Below are 20,390 nucleotides of genomic sequence, written 5' to 3' on the forward strand. Positions count from 1 at the left end.
GCTATAAATCTATCTTTATACCCTAATAATCCTATTATCTATTATATGTTTAGCTTCTTGGACTTGCGCTTCAGCAGCTGATAAGTCATTTGCAATTGCTACTACATAGCCACATCCATCAGTGTTATTGTGGTATTGTTTAATAATGTCTCCAACCTTTAGATTATGGTAGATCTCAACATTACATTGCTGCTTAATCTGTTCAAAGTCTGGTAAACCTTTAATTTTTCCTGATCTTAATGCTAGTATACGTGTAGCAACAGTATGTTTTTGTGATGATTGCTTTAAGGTAATAGGTTCTTTAATAGAAGCTCTGATAAGGTCTCCCATATAATCAATACCTTTCCCGAGTGGAATAATATGAGAACCTATTAGATTTCCTCCCATTCTTGCTCCTATATCAACAATACAAATTTTATTATCATTTGTGACTAGTATATCCATATTAACAGAACCAAAATTTATCCCTAAAGCTTGTATTGCTTTTTTTACTACTCCCTTTATCTTTTCTTCATCTAATAATTGAGTTGGTATACAATGTCCTAACTCTGCGTAGGCGGGGGGACTAGTCATATGTTTACCCATAACTCCCAAAATATAGATTTCGTTCTTATATACAAAAGATTCTACTCCGTATTCTTTTCCTACTATAAAGTCCTCTATAAGTGCTTTACCAATTAAAGAAGCTTGTATTGCATTACTACAAGCTTTTTTTAAATCATTTTTTGAGTCTACTCGAATTGCAGCCTTACTTCCTGAACCATCACAAGGCTTGACCATTACAGGAAATCTAATTAAATCAATAATATTCTCAAGTTCATTTTCACTACCAATTTCATAATATTGCAATATATCATCTACATTGTTTTTATATAATGTTCTACGAACTAAATACTTGTTTTTTATTACTCTGGCAACTTCGTAATCAATGCCTGGAAGGTTCATTTTTGATGCGACAAAGGATGCGGACAATACACCATAATCCGTGGCAGCAGTGATAACACCATCAATTGATTTAGATTGTGCATATTCCAAACATGACTCTTTATCTATAATATCTACAACACAATGCTCATCTGAATATTTAAATCCTACAGAAAACGGATTTTTATCAATAGCTAAAGTATAATAGCCCATTTCCTTAGCCTTCTTTATTAAAAAGGATTGTAAGAAACCAGCACCAATAATTAGTATTTTTTTCATTAATTATCATCTCTCTTAACAAGATATCAAATAAGTATTATTATGATTTACCTAAATCGGTAAAAGATTATCTAACCTCTTTTTCAAAGCATACAACCTGAAACCTTCGAGTTTTCGCAATACCAATATTTTTGTATCCTAAAGCTTTATGGATATTTATAACTGATGTATTCTTTTCATAAACATCGAGACGAATATATTTATCATTTCTTTGTCTTGCAAGTTTATTATACTGCTTTATGCACCATATCCCTAAATTATATTGCCTGTAGTTTGGTAATACGGCTAATTTAGCAGGATACATTGCCTTTTCTGAAGTATCTCCCCATATTGAAGAATCATAATAAGTAGGAGAAGATGATAAAAGCATAAATGTCCCTACAGGGACATCATTATAATAAATTAAATAGACATCTTTTTTCTCACTCTGTATATCTTCAACTATTTTATCTTTAGGGTAAGGTGGCCACCAGTTATCGATTCCTTCATTTTCCAGCAGATCTAAACCGCACACCTTAAGAATTTCATAAACTGAATCAGCGTTTTCTAGAGTAGCTTTTTTAAACTCAATCATGGTTTCCTCCTTTTCGTACAGTTAAAGATTAAAGATCGTTATATAACTTCATGCTTTGCTCTTAAAATTAAATAGTTCCATTATCCACATGTATTACCGAACCTGTTATTGATTTAGCTCTATCTGAAAGAAGAAAAATAACCGTATCTGCTACACTATTTTTATCTGTTTCTGTTTTCAAAGAAGTTCTCTTATAAATTCTATCTTTTTGATTATCAGATAGTGTTTCACTCATACCTGTTTCCATAAAACCTGGCGCGACACAATTTGATCTAATCCCAACCTGTCCCCATTCTCTGGCTACTGTTTTTGAAAATGATTCCAAGGCACCCTTTGTCGCTGCATACATACTTAGTCCCTTATACCCAGTTTGTGCACAAACTGATGTTATCTGAATTATAGATCCCTTTGTTTTATGCAATAGCATATCTCTTATAGCATATTTGGTAAGCATTACTGGTGAATAAACATTCACATTAAACATTTTATCTAAGTTTTCTATATTTGCATTCGTTACTATATCGTCATAAGCATAAGCTGAATTATTAACTACTCCATAAATGTTACCAATTTTTTTTATTTCACTTTTATATAAATTTTTAATACCTTCCGGATTTTCAAGGTCATAATTAATGTGATAATACCTATCTTTGAATATTTTCTTAAAATTCAGGGTGTTTATATTTTCTTGTCTACTAATTCCAATTACTCCATAACCCTCATTGTCTAAAATACTATTAACTATTGCACTGCCAAGTCCACCTGTATCACCGGTAACTATAACCCATTTCATTTTATACGTACCTTCTTTCCAGTTCTGGTTTGATCAAGATTTTCAACAAATTTAAAAAGTCTTGGAACCTTCCAGTATTGAACTATTCTTTTCAGATAGTCGCTAACTTCATTTTGAATTTTCTTGTTATCATCAATTACATTTTGTTTTACAATATCTACCGCCAACACATTCCCTGTAATTCTGTTCTTTCTTCCATATACGAGCACATCCTTAACACAGTCTAAGTTCAATATTAATTCTTCTATTTCTATTGGATTGACTCTGTATCCCCCAATATTAAGAAAATCAGTGTTCCTAGAAACAAATTTAAACTTTCTTTCACCAGCTAACTCTATTATATCCCCAGTGTTGTACCATTCCCCGTTTAGGGTAAGATCTTCAGATTGCCCTAGTAGACTATAGTGTATCTGAAGTTCATTTTCTTCAGATATGTTTATCTTGTCAGCAATTTTATCACTTATAGTAAAGAAATCCCCATCAGTACCAAATAAGCTACCAGCTTCGGTTGAAGCATATACATTTCTTAATCTTGCATTTGGAAAAATATTATTAAAGTACTTATTCAAAGTAATATCAAACTTTTCTCCACCACAAGTGACAGAATCTACACTTGGCAACTGCTTTTTTATATAGGGCAATATATTCCTATAAAAGGTAGGTGTAGCAGAAATTTTCGTAATGTTATACTTAAGAAAAATCGTCTCTATGCTATTTTTATCTTCATCGAATATATATATAATTCCATTTCTATTAAACAATGCTTGAAAAAACACTTGCAATGAAGCAAAGTGGGTTGGATTGTACGCTAGGGCCCACACATCATTTTCAAAGCGTCTTCCGATTTTCACATTTCTGGTTAGATTAGTAAGGGAGTGCACTATTTTCTTTGGTCTTCCAGTAGTGCCCGATGTGTATAATGTTATACTAAACTCTTCTTCATTATCTTGTATACCTTTTATAAGATCTTCAAAAGATGATATATTGTTCTTACCTTCCAAGCTAATCTCTCGTTTCATATCTTCTTCATAAGAAAGACCTAGACTTGAAAGGTCATTTTCAGTAAAATCACCATCAAGTAATTCTACTTTCTTTCCATATAACATCGCTAAAGTTAAACTTAAAAATATATCATATGGGTCTGTCGTATAAATATATTTTTTTAAAGTATTGGCATTGTTTAAATCTTCTATAAAATCACTATATCTTTTTATCATATTTCTTGGATGATCAACCCAAAATAAGTTCTCCATAAACCTAACTACTCCTTACTTAACTTTGATAATATTTCCCCTACTGTATCTACCAGACCATCTTCAAAAATATCTACATCAAATTCATCCTCTAAGTTAACTGTAAGGACAGCTAAATCAAAAGAATCAAATTCAAGGTCATTTCTTAAACTTGTGCTTTCTAATATTTCCACACTCGCATCTTTTCCATTTATTTCCATAACTTCTATTATTATTCCCTTTAACTTTTCAATCAATTTAATTTCCTCCTAATTTTATTTTGTTTGCTAAACATCATTACACTTAGTTACTATACCAGATTAAGTATTAGTTTTAATTGTGATAAAACATACTCAACATCTTTATCATTCAGCAAAGTATGAAGTGGGAGTGTAATCTCATTTTTATACATATCAAAAGCATTTGGGTAATCTTTAATATCAAACCCTAAATTTTTATACGCTGTAAACATAGGAAGTGGCTTATAATGGACATTGCATGCTACACCCGCTTCAGCCATTTTTACGATAATATCATTTCTCTTCTCTTCAGTGATTTCAGGTATTCTTAATAAGTAGAGGTGCCCTGACGAAGAAAATTCTTCACCGTAATGCTGTAGACTTTGAGTACCTAATGGTAAAAGTGCTCTATCATACATTTCGATAATCTGTCTACGCCTTTCCAACAGTCCTTCATATCTTTCTAATTGTATTAAACCAATACTGGCCATAATATCTGTCATATTACATTTATAGGCTGGGTAAACAATATCATATTCCCATGCACCTTTTTGAGTTTTTGCAAGCGCATCTTTGGATTGACCATGAAGGCTAAATAGCATGAATTGCTTATAGAGCCATTCATTATCTAATCCCTTAACCTTTCGCCATACAACAGCTCCACCTTCAGCCGTTGTAAAATTCTTTACAGCATGGAAAGAGAAGCATGTAAAATCCGCAACTTGCCCACATTTCATTCCCAGTCTCATTGCTCCAAAAGCATGTGCAGCATCAGTCATTACTATTATTCTATTAAATAAACTCTGCAATTTACTATTTGGCTTAAAAATTTTTTTCTTACTTTCTACTATTTCAAAGATGGTATCGTAGTCACACATCTTCCCAGCGATATCCACTGGAATTATTGCTTTGGTTTTTTCAGTTATTGCATCTGCTAATTTATAGTAATCCATTTCAAATGAGTCTGGAGCTGTATCTACTAACACTATTTTCGCCCCTACGTGCTCTATAACTGAGGCAGAAGCAGTATAGGTATATGCTGAAGTAATAACTTCATCTCCAGGCCCAATCCCTAAAATCCGAAGGGTGAGCTCCATAGCTGCAGTTGCTGAATTCAAGCAAACAGCTTTATTTGTGCCAATGTATTCAGCTATTTTTTTTTCTAGTTCTTTAGTTCTTGGTCCGGTTGTAATCCACCCCGACTTCATTGCCTTTATAACTTCTTCAACCTCCGCTTCTTTTATATCAGGTGGAGAGAATGGAATATTTCTTAATTCAGTATCAATCATTATAATTTCCCTCACTTTATTATGTTTTGGTTCAAAGCATATAAGAGTTATTTAGTTTGCTAGGACTTAATTGGAACTTTAACACCTCTTCCAACCAACTACTAACCAACCAAATCTAATCTACTTCTGATACTCTCCTCACATTGAATATTCTTTATGAGAAACAGATAAAATCAATATACACATTATAATAAAATTGATTTTCATACTACATATATAACTCCCTTTCAACCCCTCTCTCCTCTTCTTAAACTACCAACAACCTACAAATGCAGATCGATCTCTTCATTAAAACCTAGTAATATGAGGCAAACATCCTTCTCTGTTTGATGACGCAGGTTATGTAAAGGTAGGACATCAATTGAAGCTATGATACTTATAATAGTTAATAATGTAAGAATTTCTATAAGAGAAAAACCTCTTTCATTCCTAATAAATAATATTAAAGGGCATCTAACCCCACCTCACACCGAACCACTGTCAACACGAAGTGACTAAGGTGTACTAATACACCCTTAGCTCAGCCGAGTATCTACATTAATAACGGTAAGTAGACATCACCTAAATGATTCACTTTTACTAAATACGTTTGATAATCTCTTGTTTGTTACTAATAGTTTTAGTAAACGAACAACAAATTACTAAAAACAGACATAGAAAACCCCACCAAAGTATGATTATCCTATACGATTTGGCGGGGCACTCTTTTCCTTACACAACGAATATCATCACCAAGTTATTTTGCTAGCAATATTTTCTGATTCTCGCGAGCTCGGTCATGAGCAATATCCAAAACCATATCCCTCACGCTAAGTTTATCCATATTTTCAAACTGTTCTACAAAATCATTCACGACTCTTAGGTCAGCATTCAAAGACTTCCCAACATAAATCTTAGGATAAACCTGCTCATCATGAACCTCGTCTTTACCAAGAAGCTCCTCATACAACTTCTCACCAGGTCGCACTCCAGCATACTTAATTCCAATTTCATCTACTGAATAACCCGATAGTTTGATAAGATTTTGAGCAAGATCTACAATCTTAACCGGCTCCCCCATATCGAGAACAAAGATTTCTCCGCCATTAGCCATCGCACCAGCCTGAATAACCAGCCGTGATGCCTCAGGAATCGTCATAAAGTAACGAATCATATCAGGATGAGTAACGGTAACCGGACCGCCCTTTTGAATTTGCTTCTTAAACAACGGAATGACGCTGCCACGACTTCCAAGTACATTTCCAAATCTGACCGCCACAAATCGAGTTGAACTAATCGTATCCATATGCTGCACAACCATCTCTGCCATTCGTTTAGTAGCCCCCATAACACTCGTTGGGTTAACTGCCTTGTCAGTTGAAACCATGACAAATGTTTCCACTGACGCAAGACTAGCAGCTTGAGCCACATTTCTTGTTCCAATTACATTATTCTTAACGGCTTCATGTGGATTTGCTTCCATTAAAGGAACATGCTTATGAGCAGCTGCATGATAGACAACGCTTGGTCGGTAGTGACTCATCACATCTTCTAAGCGCTCTAAGTCCTGTACGTCTGCAATAACAGGAGTAATTGTAATCGACTCGCCGTATAGCTCTCGTAATTCCATTTCTATTAAGTAGATGCTATTTTCTCCGTGCCCTAATAGGAGTAATTGATCTGGTTTAAACTTAGCAATTTGTCGACAGATTTCCGATCCGATTGATCCACCTGCACCAGTGACAAGTACCGTTTTCCCAGTAATCGTTTCAGCGATGTTTTCAGTATCCAATTGCACTGGTTCACGCCCAAGTAAATCTTCTACTTTTACATCACGGAATTGATTAATTGAGACGTTCCCTACCATTAGGTCTTCTATCATTGGAATAATTTGTGTTTTAGCAGTTGTCTTTGAACATTCAACATATATACGGTTTAGCTCTTTCTTTGATAGGGAAGGGATAGCAATGACGATATTATTGATATCAAATTCTCTTACATATTGAGTTATATCATTTGTGGTTCCGAGTACAGGGACACCCATAATTTCAAGCTGTTGTTTTTTTGTATCGTCATCAATAAATCCCACTGGATTAAGATCGGATTCAGCACTTTGTCTTAATTGCCGTACAATCATCATCCCAGCTGATCCTGCCCCAACTACCAACACCCTTTTTTTCTTACTTTTTGGATTTATGTAATTATCTCGGAATATACGCCATGAAAAACGTGACCCTCCAATTAACAACAAATGAAGCATCCAAGAGATTGCAAGTGCTCGGAAGTAGATATCTTGAATAAAGATTAGTTGGGCAATTGCTGCTACAACAATTGAGAAAGTTACAACTTTAAAAATAACAACAAGTTCGCCTATACTGGCGTATTGCCATGCTCGTTTATAAAGCTTGTAATAGTATGAGAAAAAATGATGACCAAGAAGTAAAACAAATGAGCTCGCTATTAATGGAAGAGATGTAAGTAGTGCATTGTAATGTAATAGGAAACTACTTAAGAAAATAGCGAAAGCGACAATCAATGAGTCAATCACGATTAAGTACGACAATCGTTTTCGATAGGTCATTTAATCACTCTCCAATCTTTTTAGATTTTTTATCTTTCAGAGTCTCCCCATTAATTAGAATTACCGGTAAGTTACTTACTTCTGTGCATAGTAGTAATAGTAACTGCCTTCTTTCATCTTCTTCCGGTTTAACACTACTCCTAGCAACTTACTACTTGCACTCTCTAACCGTTCTTTTGCTTTGATAGCTGCTTCTTTTTCAGTCGTCTCACTACTGACAACAAGTACAGTACCCTGTACTTTATTTGCAATAATTTGAGAATCTGCCACTGCAAGAATTGGAGGGCAATCGAACAATATAAGATCATAAATGTTTAGTGCTTCTTCAATCAATTTATCCATCGCTTTTGAACCTAGTAATTCTGAAGGGTTAGGCGGTATTGGTCCGCTTGTTAATACCTCTAGATTAGGAACCTCAGTCTCAGATGTAACTTCTTTTAAATCCGCCTGTCTCGTTAAGACATTTGTTATTCCTCTCGTATTCATCGTACGGAACGTATAATGAACTGTTGGCTTCCTTAAATCGGCATCCACGATGAGCACGCGTTTGCCCTGTTGCGCCATTACTACCCCGAGATTAGCTATCGTAGTTGATTTACCTTCCATTGGACCTGATGATGAAATCATAATCGTACGCATATCTTCCTCTATAGCTGCAAATTGAATGTTTGTCCGAATCGTTTTATATTGCTCTGCAATTGGAGATTTAGGGTTTTGATGAGTGAGCAAACTTCTTTCTTTCGCTACTGTGATCGACTTTCTATTCTTACGACTCAACGGTTTCACTCCTCATCGACTTTTTAGACTTTTCTGTACGTGTTCCAACCTCTTTATCACTTATAACTGCAATCGTTCCAAGGACAGGTAAACCAAGTACGTTTTCAATATCATCTTCATCTTTAATCGTGTTATCAAGATATTCTAGTAAAAACGCAAGTCCTACTCCTACCATCAACCCAACTACTAAGGCGATCGCCATGTTCAATACTGGTTTTGGATTTACTGGTGAAGGTGTTCCCTCAAAGTTTGCTTTTGAAAGAATACTAACGTTATCTACATTCATAATCGAACTGATTTCTTTTTCAAATACGCTTGCCGTTGTATTCGCTATCTTTACAGCAAGTGCAGGATCTGAATCTTGTACTTGAACTGAAACGACTTGAGAGTTTTGAGCATTGCTAACTGAAATTTTTTCATTTAATGCACTCGTAGACATATTTAAATCTAGATCCTCTACTACCTGATCGAGGATAGTCGGACTTTTTATAATGACGGTATATGTATTGATCAATTCAACGTTTGTTCTTACTTGGTTTATGTCAAAACCGTTTTCAGAATTTGCTTTTTGGTTTACTAGGATTTGAGTAGATGTTTGATAGATTGGGGTTAGTAGAAAATATGAGACGATTCCACTAGTCACTGTAGCAACTAACGTGATGAGTAGAATTAGGGAGAGTCGTTTTTTTAATACTTCGAATAATTCCTTCAAGCTGATTGTTTCTTCCATTAGATGCCTCCAGCAAAATATAAAAATTTTAGTTTTATGAGTAACATTTTCCAGTACAGATTCCACTATAACACAGAAAACCATCGAATTTGAGGTGGATTTTCGATATACACCCCCACGAAAATAGTATTAGTACGAATTACCCGTTCTTTTTTGTCGAATATTAGCGAAGAAAAGGCTTGCATTGCTGTTTTCTTAATTTTCGTGTCGAAAGATTTTTTTCTGTTACTTTTTCTGTCATAATTTCTTAAAATAATCCTAAGAATTTCTTACGCTTGATTTCTTCTGGTAGTTCTTTCGATACCATTTTTCCTCGGATCATCTCTTCGGCATTTTCTTGCAGCATATACCGTGTCGACATGTCGAATTCTCGTTCAACTGACTCCATTGCCTTTCTTAAGTCAAAAGGCCTATTTGTGATGTTATGAGCGTCAGATGCAACAAAATGCGCAAGGTTATGTTGAATTAAATCCATAGAGAACTTTTGAATCTTTTTGCCCATCTTTCCAGTAACGCTTGAGCCGGTCAGTTGACTCAGTGCTCCTTCTTTTATTAACTTAAACAGCCGGTCAGGATTCTCCATAATTTCACGATTTCGTTCAGGGTGGACAATAACCGGGATAATTCCATTTACTTGGAGATCAAATAGGAGTTTATTTGCATAGCGTGGAAGATGACTCGATGGAAATTCGATCAACATATACATTCCAGTATCATTCACTGTCAACAGTTCTTCACCATTAACATCCTCTATGAGTTCTCCATAGATTCGGTTTTCTTGGCCTGGTAGAATCTCTATATTGATACTCTCTTGCTGTAACTTTGTGTTTAACAAACCAACCTCATTTAATATAGTAGTTTTATTATTTTCAAATGAGCCGTTTCTGTGGTGTGGACTAGCTACGATTTTTGTAATCCCCTGCTCATAGGCTTGCCTAGCCATAGCCAAACTATCTTCTATCGTTTTCGCTCCATCATCTATTCCTGGTAGAATATGTGAGTGAATATCGATCATATGATGCTCCCCTTTCAAAATTTGCACTATTCTATTAGAGTAGCATATTCTGCTGTCGTTTTTTGAAGTTTCTCACCAAAACAACTGTTTAACTTTACTATATTTCCCGGTTTTGTCTATTCCTTTTTGTTTTTGGAAGGTATTTACTTTGCGTTTTACTTGGACGTATAATAAAGATTAGGACTTTGCACATATTTGAATTTATTACTTTATAGAAAGCTGGAATGTATTTATGAGAAAGTTCTTACTAATTACCGGTATTATCATGGGAGTACTTTTGATTTCGGCAGGGGGATATGCTTTCTACCTATATTCTTCAGTGAAAGATACGGCTAGTACGATGCATGAGCCAATCGATCGTGAAACGTCAGCTAAACGAACTGAAAACGTAAATATGGCTGAAAAAGATCCGATTTCCATTCTTCTCGTAGGCGTCGATGAACGCTCGAACGATCAGGGGCGATCTGATACGATGATTATGATCACCCTTAATCCTAACGATGAGTCGATGTATATGTTTAACTTACCACGTGACACCAGAACAGAGATTGTAGGCCGCGGGACGATTGAGAAAATGAACCATGCCTATGCATATGGCGGCGTTGAAATGACGATGGATACGGTTGAAAACTTTTTGGATGTCCCAATCGACTATTATTTTAAAGTAAACATGGAAGCATTTAAGGATGTTGTGTCAGCACTCGGAGGAGTAACGGTCGATAACCCACTCTCTTTTGACTATGAAGGATACAGCTTCCCTAAAGGTGAAATTGAGTTAAATGCACAAGAAGCTCTTGCGTTTTCACGAATGCGTTACGAAGATCCTAAAGGTGACCTTGGCCGTAATGACCGTCAGCGCGAAGTAATAAAGGCTATTATTAATGAAGGCGCTAGTGTTGGTAGTATCAATAAAGTAGGCACCCTACTCGATGCTGTTGGCAGCAACGTGAAGACGAACATGACGTTTGAAGAAATGAATAATATTTTCCAAAATTATAGAAGTGCACGTAAGAATATGAATACATTTGAAATCAACGGTCATGGTGAGATGATCGATAACCTTTGGTACTACATCGTACCTGAGCAAGAGAAACAAATGATTACTCAAAAATTGAAAGATCATTTAGGAATCAGCTAATTAAAAAGAAGGTGCTTTTGACATTCCTCAAAAGCACCTTCTTTTCGTTGTTCAATCCGTATACAGTTTGGCTTCGTCAGCAGACATATACTTCGTAAGGATTTTTCTAATCTTTTCTATGTACGGTCCTGCAGATTCTGGCTGCTTTTGCTCTTTTTCTACTTCTTGAACAAACGCTTGAAGTTCCGTCCACATTAAATTCCCTTCTTCTTTTGTATCCATTAACACCTTACCTCCGTCATCTCGTAAACTATTTTTTTGATTATAGCACCGACTTCAAGTAATTTCCACTTAATTGAGAGAATTTACACTTGTTTACAATTAAATAATTCGATAAATAGTTCTTTTCGCCTACTTTTTGTACGTTATAACGACCTTATGGTAACTAGCAATCAGTGTTGACTAGGAGCTATCTACCCGGAGCTTTTAGATTTCAAACTTTTATTATGGTACAACTTAAAAAATATGCTCACTCATTTATTTCGTCGAATCATAGCGATCTTTATGAATAGGTTGCTAATAGGTGAGTATAAGTTACTGAATCAATCGTAATGAGTACCATAAAAGAAAGAAGAGAAAATATGAACGAAATCTTGGTATGGGTACGTTTGGGGAGATTCTTTAAAGATTGCAGTTGGGATATAGAATAGTGGCTGGGCAAATTTTGTATTAGGAGGAATCAATTTATCTAAACATAATAAAAGACCATCTGAGTATGATCAGATGGTCTTTTAACTTGCTAGCAAACTAATGACAGCGCCTACAAGTATTGAAAATAAAGGTATTAGAGCATAACCTATTTGCTTGTTACGTTTCTTTTTCCATGCAATCTCTTCAGGAGTCATCCATGTACCGTTCATTCAATCCCTCTTTTTCGATAATTTTTGTGATTATGAAGTGGATATTTTATAAGGTCGGCTTATTCACAAGTTATATTTTAGCATAATATGTCTAACTATGTAGGTGGAAATAAGAAAAAATTACCTATAGGTCTAAAATATTCCTGAAACCTAGTTAGAATTCAATCTTTCTAAATTCCTACTTATAAAAATACCGATAACTAACTACATCTTTATCTATCGGAAGAATTGACTAAATTTATACCCTTACGATGAAAAATAGGTCAATATAATTATGCAAAGGTAATGATTGAGAGTCCAAATTTCATTCAATGTTTTAAGGGATAACCATAAATGCTGTTTTTCATCTTCTAAAAAGTCTAGCGCAGCAAGGATAGATTACTATAATCGTTCTGGTTTTCTGAAATAGGTAACAAATTGAAAGATTGTCACCTCCATCCATCTCCTACTATAAACCTATTATGACCAAGGTAGAAAGATATACGTAATTCCCTTTTACTTCCTATAGAAACTCTCTTCATAGTCCTTCCTTCCTCTTTCATTCAATATTCCTCCAGTTATATTTTCAAACAAAAACCGTAGAAAACGTAAGATAAGCTCCTTATCCCCGTTTATAGTTACACTCTATCGTTTACAACATCTCCTCTATCAATCTTTTACAATCATACCTAAGCAAGCCAAAACATTCTCGAAGGAGATTCAAGCGTGATTCTCTTCTTACGGATAGGGCTCGCCTCTATCCTCTTAAAATCGCTGGATTCTTGGACGTAACGGTAGAGCTACTGCTCGGCACGTGTATTCTAGTAGGACTGTTTTTTAACGTAAGCGTTTCATTTTCTATACTATTGATCGCAACCTATACACTAGCCATCGTCATCAACCTTAAAAGAGGGAGAACTGACTTATCGTGTGGGTGTGGCGGGATTGTTGGGGAGAACCTCCTTTCATGGAGGCTTGTTTTGCGGAACGTCGTCATCATGATTGGCGCTTCTCTTCTCTTCATCAGTCAAGTTGAACTGGGTATGCTTGATGCGGTAATAAGCGGAAAGGCAATTCGCGACGTTTATCCTGAATCTTTCTTTATTGCGTTTTGCGGGGGATGGGTTACGCTGATCTGCATCATCATCGTACGTGAAGTCACAACGCTAAAGAAGCATTTTACAAGATTGCTAGCGTAAAGGAGGATACAAGAATGAACTGGCAGCTACTGTCTCATATCGGATTATGGCTCTTTCTATTCTTTCAATTTGCTATATTACTATATTTTTTGAAGCAGGTTACCCACTTTCTTAACCGGTTTAGAAGCAGTGGTGGAACAGTTGAGGAAAAAGCGTTACGAATTGGTGATCCAGCACCGCTTTTTCGCTCGAAGGATCAAAACAATCGTCTTCTTTCCATGAGTGAGTTAAATGGAAAACACACGATCATGATCTTCAGAAGTGCAACATGCCCCACTTGCTCAACACTACTGAACAATGTGCCACATCTTGCAGAACAATTCGAGGCGAACATGCTTATTGTGTCACAGGAAAAATTAGGGAAGGAATCTTGTCCTTCTATCGCTAATACTTCTTATATAGTCGCTCCAGAATTATTTGAAACGTATTATATTAAAAAAGTGCCGACTATCTTTATCATCGACCCAAGTGGTAACGTCGCAGCTACTGGCGATATGAATGAACTCGACAATCTATTACGCTTCGTTCCGTTGGCCGCCAATATCGCACAGTAGAGACAAGGGGGATCTACATGGTACGTTCTTTCTTCACAAGAACCGCTATCCAATTCATACTCACTTCGATAGGGATCTTTCTCATCGGCTCCCTTCCCTATCTTCTTTTCAACATGGAGTCGCAGCTTGAAGTTCTCAAGATGATCGAACGGAAAGAGCTCAATAATACGCTCTTTCTATCAGATAACATCGTGATGAATGTAGGTGCGTATGTTACGAACATCATCGATACCATCGCGGTAATCTTCTCAGGAAATGCTGATCAGTACTATGCACGTGGTGGCGTGTGGCCGCTGTTCCCTGAATTTTGGGAGGCCTATCTTCAGTCGATGCAATATTTGATCGCATCTCTATTCATAGCGCTCGTTGCAGCGATTCTCCTGACGATTTTAACGATGTTATTACCCACTCACAGAAGGAGATTCCCGAAAGCGTTCCTTTTTGTAATGGAATCATTGCCTGATATCTTTATCATTCTCATTACCCAGATCGTGATCATTTGGATTTATAAAAAGACCGAGATTCTGTTATTTAACATTACGAGTGGGTTCGGAGAACAAGCGTTTCTTCTCCCGATCCTCGTTCTCTCATTTCTCCCTGCCCTCTACATCTATAAATACTTACTGCTATCGTTTGAAGATGAAGAGAAGCTTCTCTACGTTGAGCTTGCGCGAGGCAAGGGATTGAATCGTAGTCGCATCTTACTCATACATATTTTTAGAAATTCGATTTTCACTCTCTTCAACCATTTCAAAGGCATCTTCCTTTTTGCATTAGCGAACCTTTTGATGCTTGAAGTGATCTTTGAAATAAAAGGGTTTATGACCTTTATTTTTCAAAACGGCGTTCTCAATAACGAGATTGTTACGATGGGATTATTTATGGTGTTCCTTCCATCATTTCTCTTTTTTACGGTTACTCAATGGTTCTTAGAAAAATCCTTTAATGTGATGGGTGATTCTTGATGAAGAAGCTGATCAAACAACCGATGGTCACTGGAGGCACCCTGTTCATCGTCCTCCTTCTCGTTGGAAGCTTTTTGTATAGTGCGCTCGGTGAAGCACCGAAACCGGAAAAGGTTCTCTACGACAGTAATGGCGATATCGTTGCATTAGCCCCTTTCCCACCGTCAACACAGTTCCCGCTCGGTAGTGACATCGACGGAAATAACTTTATGCTGAAACTTCTGGAAGGAGCGAAGTTTACGATTGGCCTGTCGATTCTCGTGGCGTTAGGAAGGATCGTTCTTTCTGCGATGGGGGGTTATTTACTGTTCTTACTCCCCGGGTCTTTTCGTAAATTTCTCGCTGGTCTCGCAGATACGTTTCACTATGCTCCTGTTACGATCTTCACGTATGTACTGATCGCACCCGTCGTGATGACGTTCAGCTGGAGCTACAGTACGCCAACGAAGATCATATTCCCTATGCTCGTTCTCGTGCTCATCAGTGTCCCAGTGCTGTCGCTATACGTACAGAAAGAACTCGACCTCATTGCGCAGAAAGAGTTCATCGATAGCGCGAAAGTGATGGGTGGAAGTCACTTTCATATTTTCAAAGCCCACATGGCGCCGTTCTTAAATCCGAAGCTGCTGATCATCTTCATTCAGCAAGTCGGACAAGTACTCATCATCTTTGCACACCTCGGCTTATTGAAAGTATTCATTGGGGGAACAGACGTGAGAGTCCTTGAATATGACTTCGAAACTGGAGATGCAACGACTGCTTCATTTTCGATGTCAAACGAATGGGCAGGCTTGATCGCGCAGAACTTTCAGTACGTGAACTCGTTCCCATGGATGATTCTTGCACCAGTGACGGCGTTTGCGCTGACGATTCTAGCGATTAACGGCATTGTGTATGGGTTAAAAGCGAGTCCGACTTATAGAAGAAAGAAAAAGAAAGCTAAAGCATCTAGTGCGAGCTATACCGTTAGTGCGGAGAGCTTTGAGTTGCGGAATTGACGATGAAGGGGATCAGGCATGTGCCAGGTCCCCTCTTTTTAATTCGACTCTTACTTTTTATGTAATTAAATGAAATAATTAGATTACTAAACTAAGGATACGGATCGCTATGTAAGAACATCCAACCTATAGAGGGGGAGAGTTTTAAAGGTGTTAACGATAAAAAATGTTGAAAAGCAGATTAGCGATAAACTAGTTCTCCCAGCGTTTGATTTGGTTATCGAAAAAGGCGAGACCGTTGCACTTCATTCCAATATGAGTTTCATTAGTGAATTGCTTAAAGGTTTCACTGGTCGAGACCCACTTTTCCAAGAATCTATTCAACTAGATGGAAAGAATATCTCAAAACACAATTCTGATATTGGCGTGTACTTTTTAAAAGGTGGCGTTTATGAACGACTGAGCGTGCTCGATAACTTTAAATTTTATAAAGGATTATACAAGTCGAATGTACGTATTGAAGATGTTCTTCGCCTCGTACAGCTTGAAGATAAGAAGAATGTAAAAGTTAAAAAACTTACGTATTCAGAAGAAAGAAGGATCCAATTCGCTCTCTCCCTCATTCAGGATCCGCTGCTGTTTGTTTTTGAAGAGCCAGATCAGAATGTCGATATGGAAACGAAACGGGTGTTTCTCAAACTTGTCACCTATTTAAAGCAACAGCAAAAATGTGTATTGATCCTCACAGGAAACATAGAAAGTGCGATTACACTTGCTGACATTCCATATCGTTTGAATGAAAATGGATTACACGGTTTAGAAAGTGAAGACGACACCTCCTCTGAGGAGTCAGAGGACGAAGAAGCTGAGCCGAACGTTTCACCCTCTATTCACTTTAGGAAGATTCCTGCCAAAGCTGAGAAGAAGATTCTATTGTTTGATCCTACGGAAATCAATTATCTCGAGAGTTCTGGAGGGGATGTCACCATCCATGTGAACGGTGAGGAGGTCCAGGGGTTTTTCACGTTAACGGAATACGAAGAAAAGTTAGCTTCATACGGTTACTTCCGTTGCCACCGCTCGTATCTCGTAAACTTAGAAAAAGTAACTGAAGTCATCACCTGGACAAGAAATGCGTATGGCCTCATCCTTGAAGATTCATCAGAGCTTCCACTGTCTAAGAATAAAATGGCGACATTAAGAGAGATACTCGGCATTTAACATGCTCCATTCGGATAAAAATAGACACCACTCATCCCTTCCAATGCTCCATTTAACCTTTTCAGCCTCCGTTTGACGGGATTTTAATGCCTCCTTATCAATCGTTCTGTAATCTTAGGTTACAAACAACGAGGAGGTATGATGTTGGAGAATATCATAGAAGTAAGTTCATTGATGAAAGCATTTGGTAACCAGGTGGCGTTAAATGAAGTGGATTTCTCAGTTAAGAAAAAAGAAATCTTTGGATTTCTAGGACCAAGCGGTTCTGGAAAAACGACGACGATTAAAATTTTGACGGATCAACTTTCACCTACAGATGGTGAAGCTACTGTATTCGGCATCAGCTCCCACCGATTATCGAAGGAAGGTGCTCATCGTAGAATCGGAATTTTAACCGATAATAGCGGTCTGTATAATCGACTATCGATCTACGACAACCTTAAGTTGTATTGCGAGCTCTATGGCGTTACACATGCTCGTATCACTGACGTGTTAGAAATCGTAAATTTACAAGATGAGCAGAAGAAACTTGTTTCCCGTCTTTCAAAGGGAATGCTGCAACGCGTTCTCCTTGCGAGAGCTCTTTTGCATAAACCGGACCTTCTTTTTTTAGATGAGCCGACTTCAGCCCTGGATCCTGCTAACTCGCGACATATTTACCGTGGCTTGCGTGAGCTGAATAACGAAGGAACAACGATCTTTTTGACAACGCACGACATGAGCGAAGCAGAGTTACTTTGCGATCGAGTCGCGTTTCTTCATGAAGGGAGGATTCAGTTACTCGATGAACCGAAGAAGATAAAAAGACAGTTCTCAGATTCAACGATTACGGTGGAGTTAAACGATGGAAGGAAAGTTGTTATGAAGAATGGACCGGAAGATGCTGAACGAATGCAGCAGTATATGTCGAGCAGCCAGGTCGCCTCGATTTATTCAAACGAACCGACGTTAGGGGACATCTTCATCAACGTGACAGGGAGGGAATTGGTATGACTTTTTCGATGAGGCGCGCGTATGCGATCTTCCAAAAAGATGTAAAAGATTTAACGAAAAATTTATTCGTCATTACGACCGCACTCTTACCGCTCATATTAGCCGTTTTCTACGGTACGTCTGATCTTATATCGATCGAAGCTCACTACACTGTGATCAACCTTACGTTCGCTGCAGTAGCCGTCTTTATTCAGAGTGCCTTGATCGCTGAAGAGAAGGAGAAGAATACGTTAAGAGGACTCATGCTTTCACCTGCAACACTATCAGAGATTCTGGGTGGCAAAAGCGCGCTAACGTTTCTTTTTACAATCGCGACGATCGTTGTTTGTTCCTTCATTACTGGGTATGAGCCTTCGAATCTAGTTGTAGTAGGATTTGCTATTCTTCTTTCCACGGTGTTTTATATCGCGCTAGGTACGCTTGTGGGATTGCTATCGAAGTCCGTCATGGAAGCCTCGGTCATGGTGCTGCCGGTGATGTTTATTTTCGGATTTGGTTCGGTCCTGCAATCATTCGCGGACAAATATGCGATTCTAGCATTTATCGAATATATGCCGAATGTGCAGCTTATCGAGTTAGCGAACAAAGTGGAGAATGGTGTAGGTATGACTGAATTCTTGCTACCGTTATTTGTCATCGCAGGATGGGCGGTTGTTACCGGCATATGCGTAGTCATAATGTATAAGAAAAGAGCTTTGGATGATTAGAAATGAAAAAGAGCGAGGGTCAAGCATTGCCCCCCGCTCTTTTTCATTTATTCATAAACCATTCGATAAAAAGAATATATCCTGCAAAAACAGCAAGTGCAAACCATAGGAACCAATCTGGTACGTACTCCCAACCAAACATCGTTTACCTCCGAAAGAAAACTTTTGTAGAAGATTGCCGTCATTTCATTCCTCAAGAGGCTACATGGCCGCTACCACAGCTATTCTAATTCGTATGCGCTAGCTGAGAATAACTCCGTTCCGCTCTTAAGAGTACGAGAGTAAGTAAGACACCTATGAGCGCTAATCCTCCAAAGAATAAGTACACTACGAAAATATTAAAGAAATCATATAGATAACCGCCAACAAACGTACAGAACCAGTTTCCGATTCCATTTCCCACTGCAGCATATAACGTTACGGCAGTTGCATCCATATTGATTGGAGCGATTTCCTTAACGTACTGAAGACCAGCTGGAATAAATAAGCCTAGGGAGAACCCTTGGATAACTGTGGTTGCATAGATAACCGTTAAGCTTGGTTCAAAGAAATAAAGTACCCATCTTAGCATGGAAGCTATTCCAGCAAATAATACTACCATCAGTAAGCCATATCGCTGAATCCATTTTCCTGAGATTCGCATGAACGGAATCTCGAGTAGAACTGCGAGCATAAACGCGAGTCCGATCCCCGCATACGTTCCTCCGCTATCTTCTACAAACAGTCCAAAGTACGTATTATTCGATAAGTTCGGTCCGAAGATCATGAACGTCACGATAAGAAACAGAAGAAACTTTCGATAGACTAGTAGCTTTCTCATTCCATTCTTAAGGTCCACTTTCTTCGTCTGACGCTCACTCGGTGAACGCCACGCGAGGATAGAAGCTAGTGTAAGAGAAATCAAAAATGCGTAGAAGATAACCCCTGGTCCAAAGACTGTCTCTGAAAGTTTTCCCATAATGAAAACGGCTAGACCGAAACCTAACGAGCCAAACAGTCGTATGTTTCCATAATTATAGTTTACCTTACCGGTGTACTTCAGTGTGATACTGTCTGAAACGGGAATAATCGCACTCTGAAAGATTGCGACGGCGATAGCGATCACTAGAAACCAGTAAAAGCCATCAAAAACAAGGTATCCCATTCCAGCGATACCCGTTAAGAGTGCTGTTAAGGTGAGGACTCGAGTCGGTGACTGCGTGGCGTCACACACCATCCCCCATATTGGTTGAAAGAAAATCATGATGATCGGTCCGAGCGACATGATCATACCGATCTGTGAACCGTTCAGATTTTCTACTTGTTTTAAATAGACGCTCAACAACGGAAATAAGCTTCCCACCCCGAAAAAGGCGAGTAAGTAGAATCCTTGTAGCGTTAATATATTTTTCTTTGCCTCCTGCATCGTGCACCTCCGTAATGAG

The 20,390-nt window shown here is 37.8% G+C and carries 22 protein-coding genes; 8 read left to right on the plus strand and 14 right to left on the minus strand.

Features of this window, described 5'->3' with window-relative positions:
• Positions 1 to 15: 15 nt before the first annotated feature.
• The 11 genes from ACXAHI_RS10940 to ACXAHI_RS10990 all read right to left on the minus strand — a co-directional run bounded on the left by ACXAHI_RS10940 (position 16) and on the right by ACXAHI_RS10990 (position 10,412).
• A complete protein-coding gene (locus tag ACXAHI_RS10940) occupies positions 16 to 1,203 on the minus strand; it encodes an ATP-grasp domain-containing protein (protein ID WP_474847708.1) in 1,188 nt (395 codons plus the stop codon).
• A gap of 67 nt (positions 1,204 to 1,270) precedes the next feature.
• Entirely contained in the window at positions 1,271 to 1,777 is a 507-nt protein-coding gene (locus ACXAHI_RS10945; RefSeq protein WP_474847710.1) for a GNAT family N-acetyltransferase, read from the minus strand.
• Between the two features lie 67 nt (positions 1,778 to 1,844).
• The gene (locus ACXAHI_RS10950; protein WP_474847712.1) at positions 1,845 to 2,570 is read right to left on the minus strand and encodes an SDR family NAD(P)-dependent oxidoreductase; all 726 of its coding nucleotides are present in this window, start codon (positions 2,568 to 2,570) and stop codon (positions 1,845 to 1,847) included.
• Positions 2,567 to 3,823 carry an AMP-binding protein gene (locus tag ACXAHI_RS10955; RefSeq protein ID WP_474847714.1) on the minus strand — a complete coding sequence of 419 codons (1,257 nt, stop codon included), beginning with the start codon at positions 3,821 to 3,823 and terminating at the stop codon, positions 2,567 to 2,569. Before ACXAHI_RS10955 ends, ACXAHI_RS10950 begins: the two co-directional genes overlap by 4 nt.
• Before the next feature lie 8 nt (positions 3,824 to 3,831).
• Positions 3,832 to 4,059: a phosphopantetheine-binding protein gene (locus ACXAHI_RS10960; RefSeq protein WP_474847716.1), complete on the minus strand. Its 228-nt coding sequence runs from the start codon at positions 4,057 to 4,059 to the stop codon at positions 3,832 to 3,834.
• A gap of 53 nt (positions 4,060 to 4,112) precedes the next feature.
• The gene (locus ACXAHI_RS10965; protein WP_474847718.1) at positions 4,113 to 5,330 is read right to left on the minus strand and encodes a DegT/DnrJ/EryC1/StrS family aminotransferase; all 1,218 of its coding nucleotides are present in this window, start codon (positions 5,328 to 5,330) and stop codon (positions 4,113 to 4,115) included.
• A gap of 263 nt (positions 5,331 to 5,593) precedes the next feature.
• On the minus strand, positions 5,594 to 5,773 hold the full coding sequence (locus ACXAHI_RS10970; protein ID WP_474848146.1) for a type II secretion system protein: 180 nt from the start codon (positions 5,771 to 5,773) through the stop codon (positions 5,594 to 5,596).
• A 293-nt stretch (positions 5,774 to 6,066) separates the two neighbouring features.
• Positions 6,067 to 7,890 carry a polysaccharide biosynthesis protein gene (locus ACXAHI_RS10975; protein ID WP_474847720.1) on the minus strand — a complete coding sequence of 608 codons (1,824 nt, stop codon included), beginning with the start codon at positions 7,888 to 7,890 and terminating at the stop codon, positions 6,067 to 6,069.
• Between the two features lie 75 nt (positions 7,891 to 7,965).
• On the minus strand, positions 7,966 to 8,667 hold the full coding sequence (locus tag ACXAHI_RS10980) for a CpsD/CapB family tyrosine-protein kinase (RefSeq protein WP_474847722.1): 702 nt from the start codon (positions 8,665 to 8,667) through the stop codon (positions 7,966 to 7,968).
• Positions 8,657 to 9,397: a YveK family protein gene (locus ACXAHI_RS10985; protein ID WP_474847724.1), complete on the minus strand. Its 741-nt coding sequence runs from the start codon at positions 9,395 to 9,397 to the stop codon at positions 8,657 to 8,659. The genes ACXAHI_RS10980 and ACXAHI_RS10985 overlap by 11 nt, the downstream gene beginning before the upstream one ends.
• Positions 9,398 to 9,644: 247 nt before the next feature.
• Positions 9,645 to 10,412: a tyrosine-protein phosphatase gene (locus tag ACXAHI_RS10990; protein ID WP_474847726.1), complete on the minus strand. Its 768-nt coding sequence runs from the start codon at positions 10,410 to 10,412 to the stop codon at positions 9,645 to 9,647.
• 232 nt (positions 10,413 to 10,644) lie between these two features.
• On the opposite strand from ACXAHI_RS10990, the gene ACXAHI_RS10995 reads away from it, so the two are divergent.
• Positions 10,645 to 11,550: an LCP family glycopolymer transferase gene (locus ACXAHI_RS10995; RefSeq protein ID WP_474847728.1), complete on the plus strand. Its 906-nt coding sequence runs from the start codon at positions 10,645 to 10,647 to the stop codon at positions 11,548 to 11,550.
• A gap of 51 nt (positions 11,551 to 11,601) precedes the next feature.
• Here ACXAHI_RS10995 and ACXAHI_RS11000 read toward each other — a convergent pair whose 3' ends face one another.
• Positions 11,602 to 11,772: a hypothetical protein gene (locus ACXAHI_RS11000; protein ID WP_270180301.1), complete on the minus strand. Its 171-nt coding sequence runs from the start codon at positions 11,770 to 11,772 to the stop codon at positions 11,602 to 11,604.
• A gap of 509 nt (positions 11,773 to 12,281) precedes the next feature.
• Positions 12,282 to 12,410: a hypothetical protein gene (locus ACXAHI_RS11005; RefSeq protein ID WP_270180302.1), complete on the minus strand. Its 129-nt coding sequence runs from the start codon at positions 12,408 to 12,410 to the stop codon at positions 12,282 to 12,284.
• Positions 12,411 to 13,159: 749 nt separating this feature from the next.
• Between ACXAHI_RS11005 and ACXAHI_RS11010 the strand changes: the two genes are divergently transcribed.
• From ACXAHI_RS11010 to ACXAHI_RS11040, 7 genes are all read left to right on the plus strand, one after another.
• A complete protein-coding gene (locus tag ACXAHI_RS11010; RefSeq protein WP_474848148.1) occupies positions 13,160 to 13,588 on the plus strand; it encodes a MauE/DoxX family redox-associated membrane protein in 429 nt (142 codons plus the stop codon).
• Between the two features lie 14 nt (positions 13,589 to 13,602).
• Positions 13,603 to 14,142, plus strand: a complete 540-nt coding sequence (locus ACXAHI_RS11015; protein ID WP_474847730.1) for a peroxiredoxin family protein — start codon at positions 13,603 to 13,605, stop codon at positions 14,140 to 14,142.
• 17 nt (positions 14,143 to 14,159) lie between these two features.
• Entirely contained in the window at positions 14,160 to 15,107 is a 948-nt protein-coding gene (locus ACXAHI_RS11020; RefSeq protein WP_474847732.1) for an ABC transporter permease subunit, read from the plus strand.
• Positions 15,107 to 16,105, plus strand: a complete 999-nt coding sequence (locus ACXAHI_RS11025; RefSeq protein WP_474847734.1) for a hypothetical protein — start codon at positions 15,107 to 15,109, stop codon at positions 16,103 to 16,105. The genes ACXAHI_RS11020 and ACXAHI_RS11025 overlap by 1 nt, the downstream gene beginning before the upstream one ends.
• 150 nt (positions 16,106 to 16,255) lie before the next feature.
• A complete protein-coding gene (locus tag ACXAHI_RS11030; RefSeq protein WP_474847736.1) occupies positions 16,256 to 17,266 on the plus strand; it encodes a LytTR family transcriptional regulator DNA-binding domain-containing protein in 1,011 nt (336 codons plus the stop codon).
• A gap of 144 nt (positions 17,267 to 17,410) precedes the next feature.
• Positions 17,411 to 18,259, plus strand: a complete 849-nt coding sequence (locus ACXAHI_RS11035; protein WP_474847738.1) for an ABC transporter ATP-binding protein — start codon at positions 17,411 to 17,413, stop codon at positions 18,257 to 18,259.
• Complete coding sequence (locus tag ACXAHI_RS11040) at positions 18,256 to 18,966, plus strand: ABC transporter permease (protein WP_474847740.1); 711 nt, start codon at positions 18,256 to 18,258, stop codon at positions 18,964 to 18,966. The genes ACXAHI_RS11035 and ACXAHI_RS11040 overlap by 4 nt, the downstream gene beginning before the upstream one ends.
• A 226-nt stretch (positions 18,967 to 19,192) precedes the next feature.
• Here ACXAHI_RS11040 and ACXAHI_RS11045 read toward each other — a convergent pair whose 3' ends face one another.
• Positions 19,193 to 20,371: an MFS transporter gene (locus tag ACXAHI_RS11045; RefSeq protein ID WP_474847742.1), complete on the minus strand. Its 1,179-nt coding sequence runs from the start codon at positions 20,369 to 20,371 to the stop codon at positions 19,193 to 19,195.
• Between the last annotated feature and the right edge of the window lie 19 nt (positions 20,372 to 20,390).

It is taken from the genome of Anaerobacillus sp. ABD4_527 (genome assembly GCF_056160805.1).

Excerpts from the sequence above, each read along its gene's own strand:
- ACXAHI_RS10940 (WP_474847708.1), bottom strand. The coding sequence starts at position 1,203 with ATGAAAAAAATACTAATTATTGGTGCTGGTTTCTTACAATCCTTTTTA.
- ACXAHI_RS10945 (WP_474847710.1), bottom strand. The coding sequence starts at position 1,777 with ATGATTGAGTTTAAAAAAGCTACTCTAGAAAACGCTGATTCAGTTTAT.
- ACXAHI_RS10950 (WP_474847712.1), bottom strand. The coding sequence starts at position 2,570 with ATGAAATGGGTTATAGTTACCGGTGATACAGGTGGACTTGGCAGTGCA.
- ACXAHI_RS10955 (WP_474847714.1), bottom strand. The coding sequence starts at position 3,823 with ATGGAGAACTTATTTTGGGTTGATCATCCAAGAAATATGATAAAAAGA.
- ACXAHI_RS10965 (WP_474847718.1), bottom strand. The coding sequence starts at position 5,330 with ATGATTGATACTGAATTAAGAAATATTCCATTCTCTCCACCTGATATA.
- ACXAHI_RS10975 (WP_474847720.1), bottom strand. The coding sequence starts at position 7,890 with ATGACCTATCGAAAACGATTGTCGTACTTAATCGTGATTGACTCATTG.
- ACXAHI_RS10985 (WP_474847724.1), bottom strand. The coding sequence starts at position 9,397 with ATGGAAGAAACAATCAGCTTGAAGGAATTATTCGAAGTATTAAAAAAA.
- ACXAHI_RS10990 (WP_474847726.1), bottom strand. The coding sequence starts at position 10,412 with ATGATCGATATTCACTCACATATTCTACCAGGAATAGATGATGGAGCG.
- ACXAHI_RS10995 (WP_474847728.1), top strand. The coding sequence starts at position 10,645 with ATGAGAAAGTTCTTACTAATTACCGGTATTATCATGGGAGTACTTTTG.
- ACXAHI_RS11000 (WP_270180301.1), bottom strand. The coding sequence starts at position 11,772 with ATGGATACAAAAGAAGAAGGGAATTTAATGTGGACGGAACTTCAAGCG.
- ACXAHI_RS11005 (WP_270180302.1), bottom strand. The coding sequence starts at position 12,410 with ATGAACGGTACATGGATGACTCCTGAAGAGATTGCATGGAAAAAGAAA.
- ACXAHI_RS11015 (WP_474847730.1), top strand. The coding sequence starts at position 13,603 with ATGAACTGGCAGCTACTGTCTCATATCGGATTATGGCTCTTTCTATTC.
- ACXAHI_RS11020 (WP_474847732.1), top strand. The coding sequence starts at position 14,160 with ATGGTACGTTCTTTCTTCACAAGAACCGCTATCCAATTCATACTCACT.
- ACXAHI_RS11025 (WP_474847734.1), top strand. The coding sequence starts at position 15,107 with ATGAAGAAGCTGATCAAACAACCGATGGTCACTGGAGGCACCCTGTTC.
- ACXAHI_RS11040 (WP_474847740.1), top strand. The coding sequence starts at position 18,256 with ATGACTTTTTCGATGAGGCGCGCGTATGCGATCTTCCAAAAAGATGTA.
- ACXAHI_RS11045 (WP_474847742.1), bottom strand. The coding sequence starts at position 20,371 with ATGCAGGAGGCAAAGAAAAATATATTAACGCTACAAGGATTCTACTTA.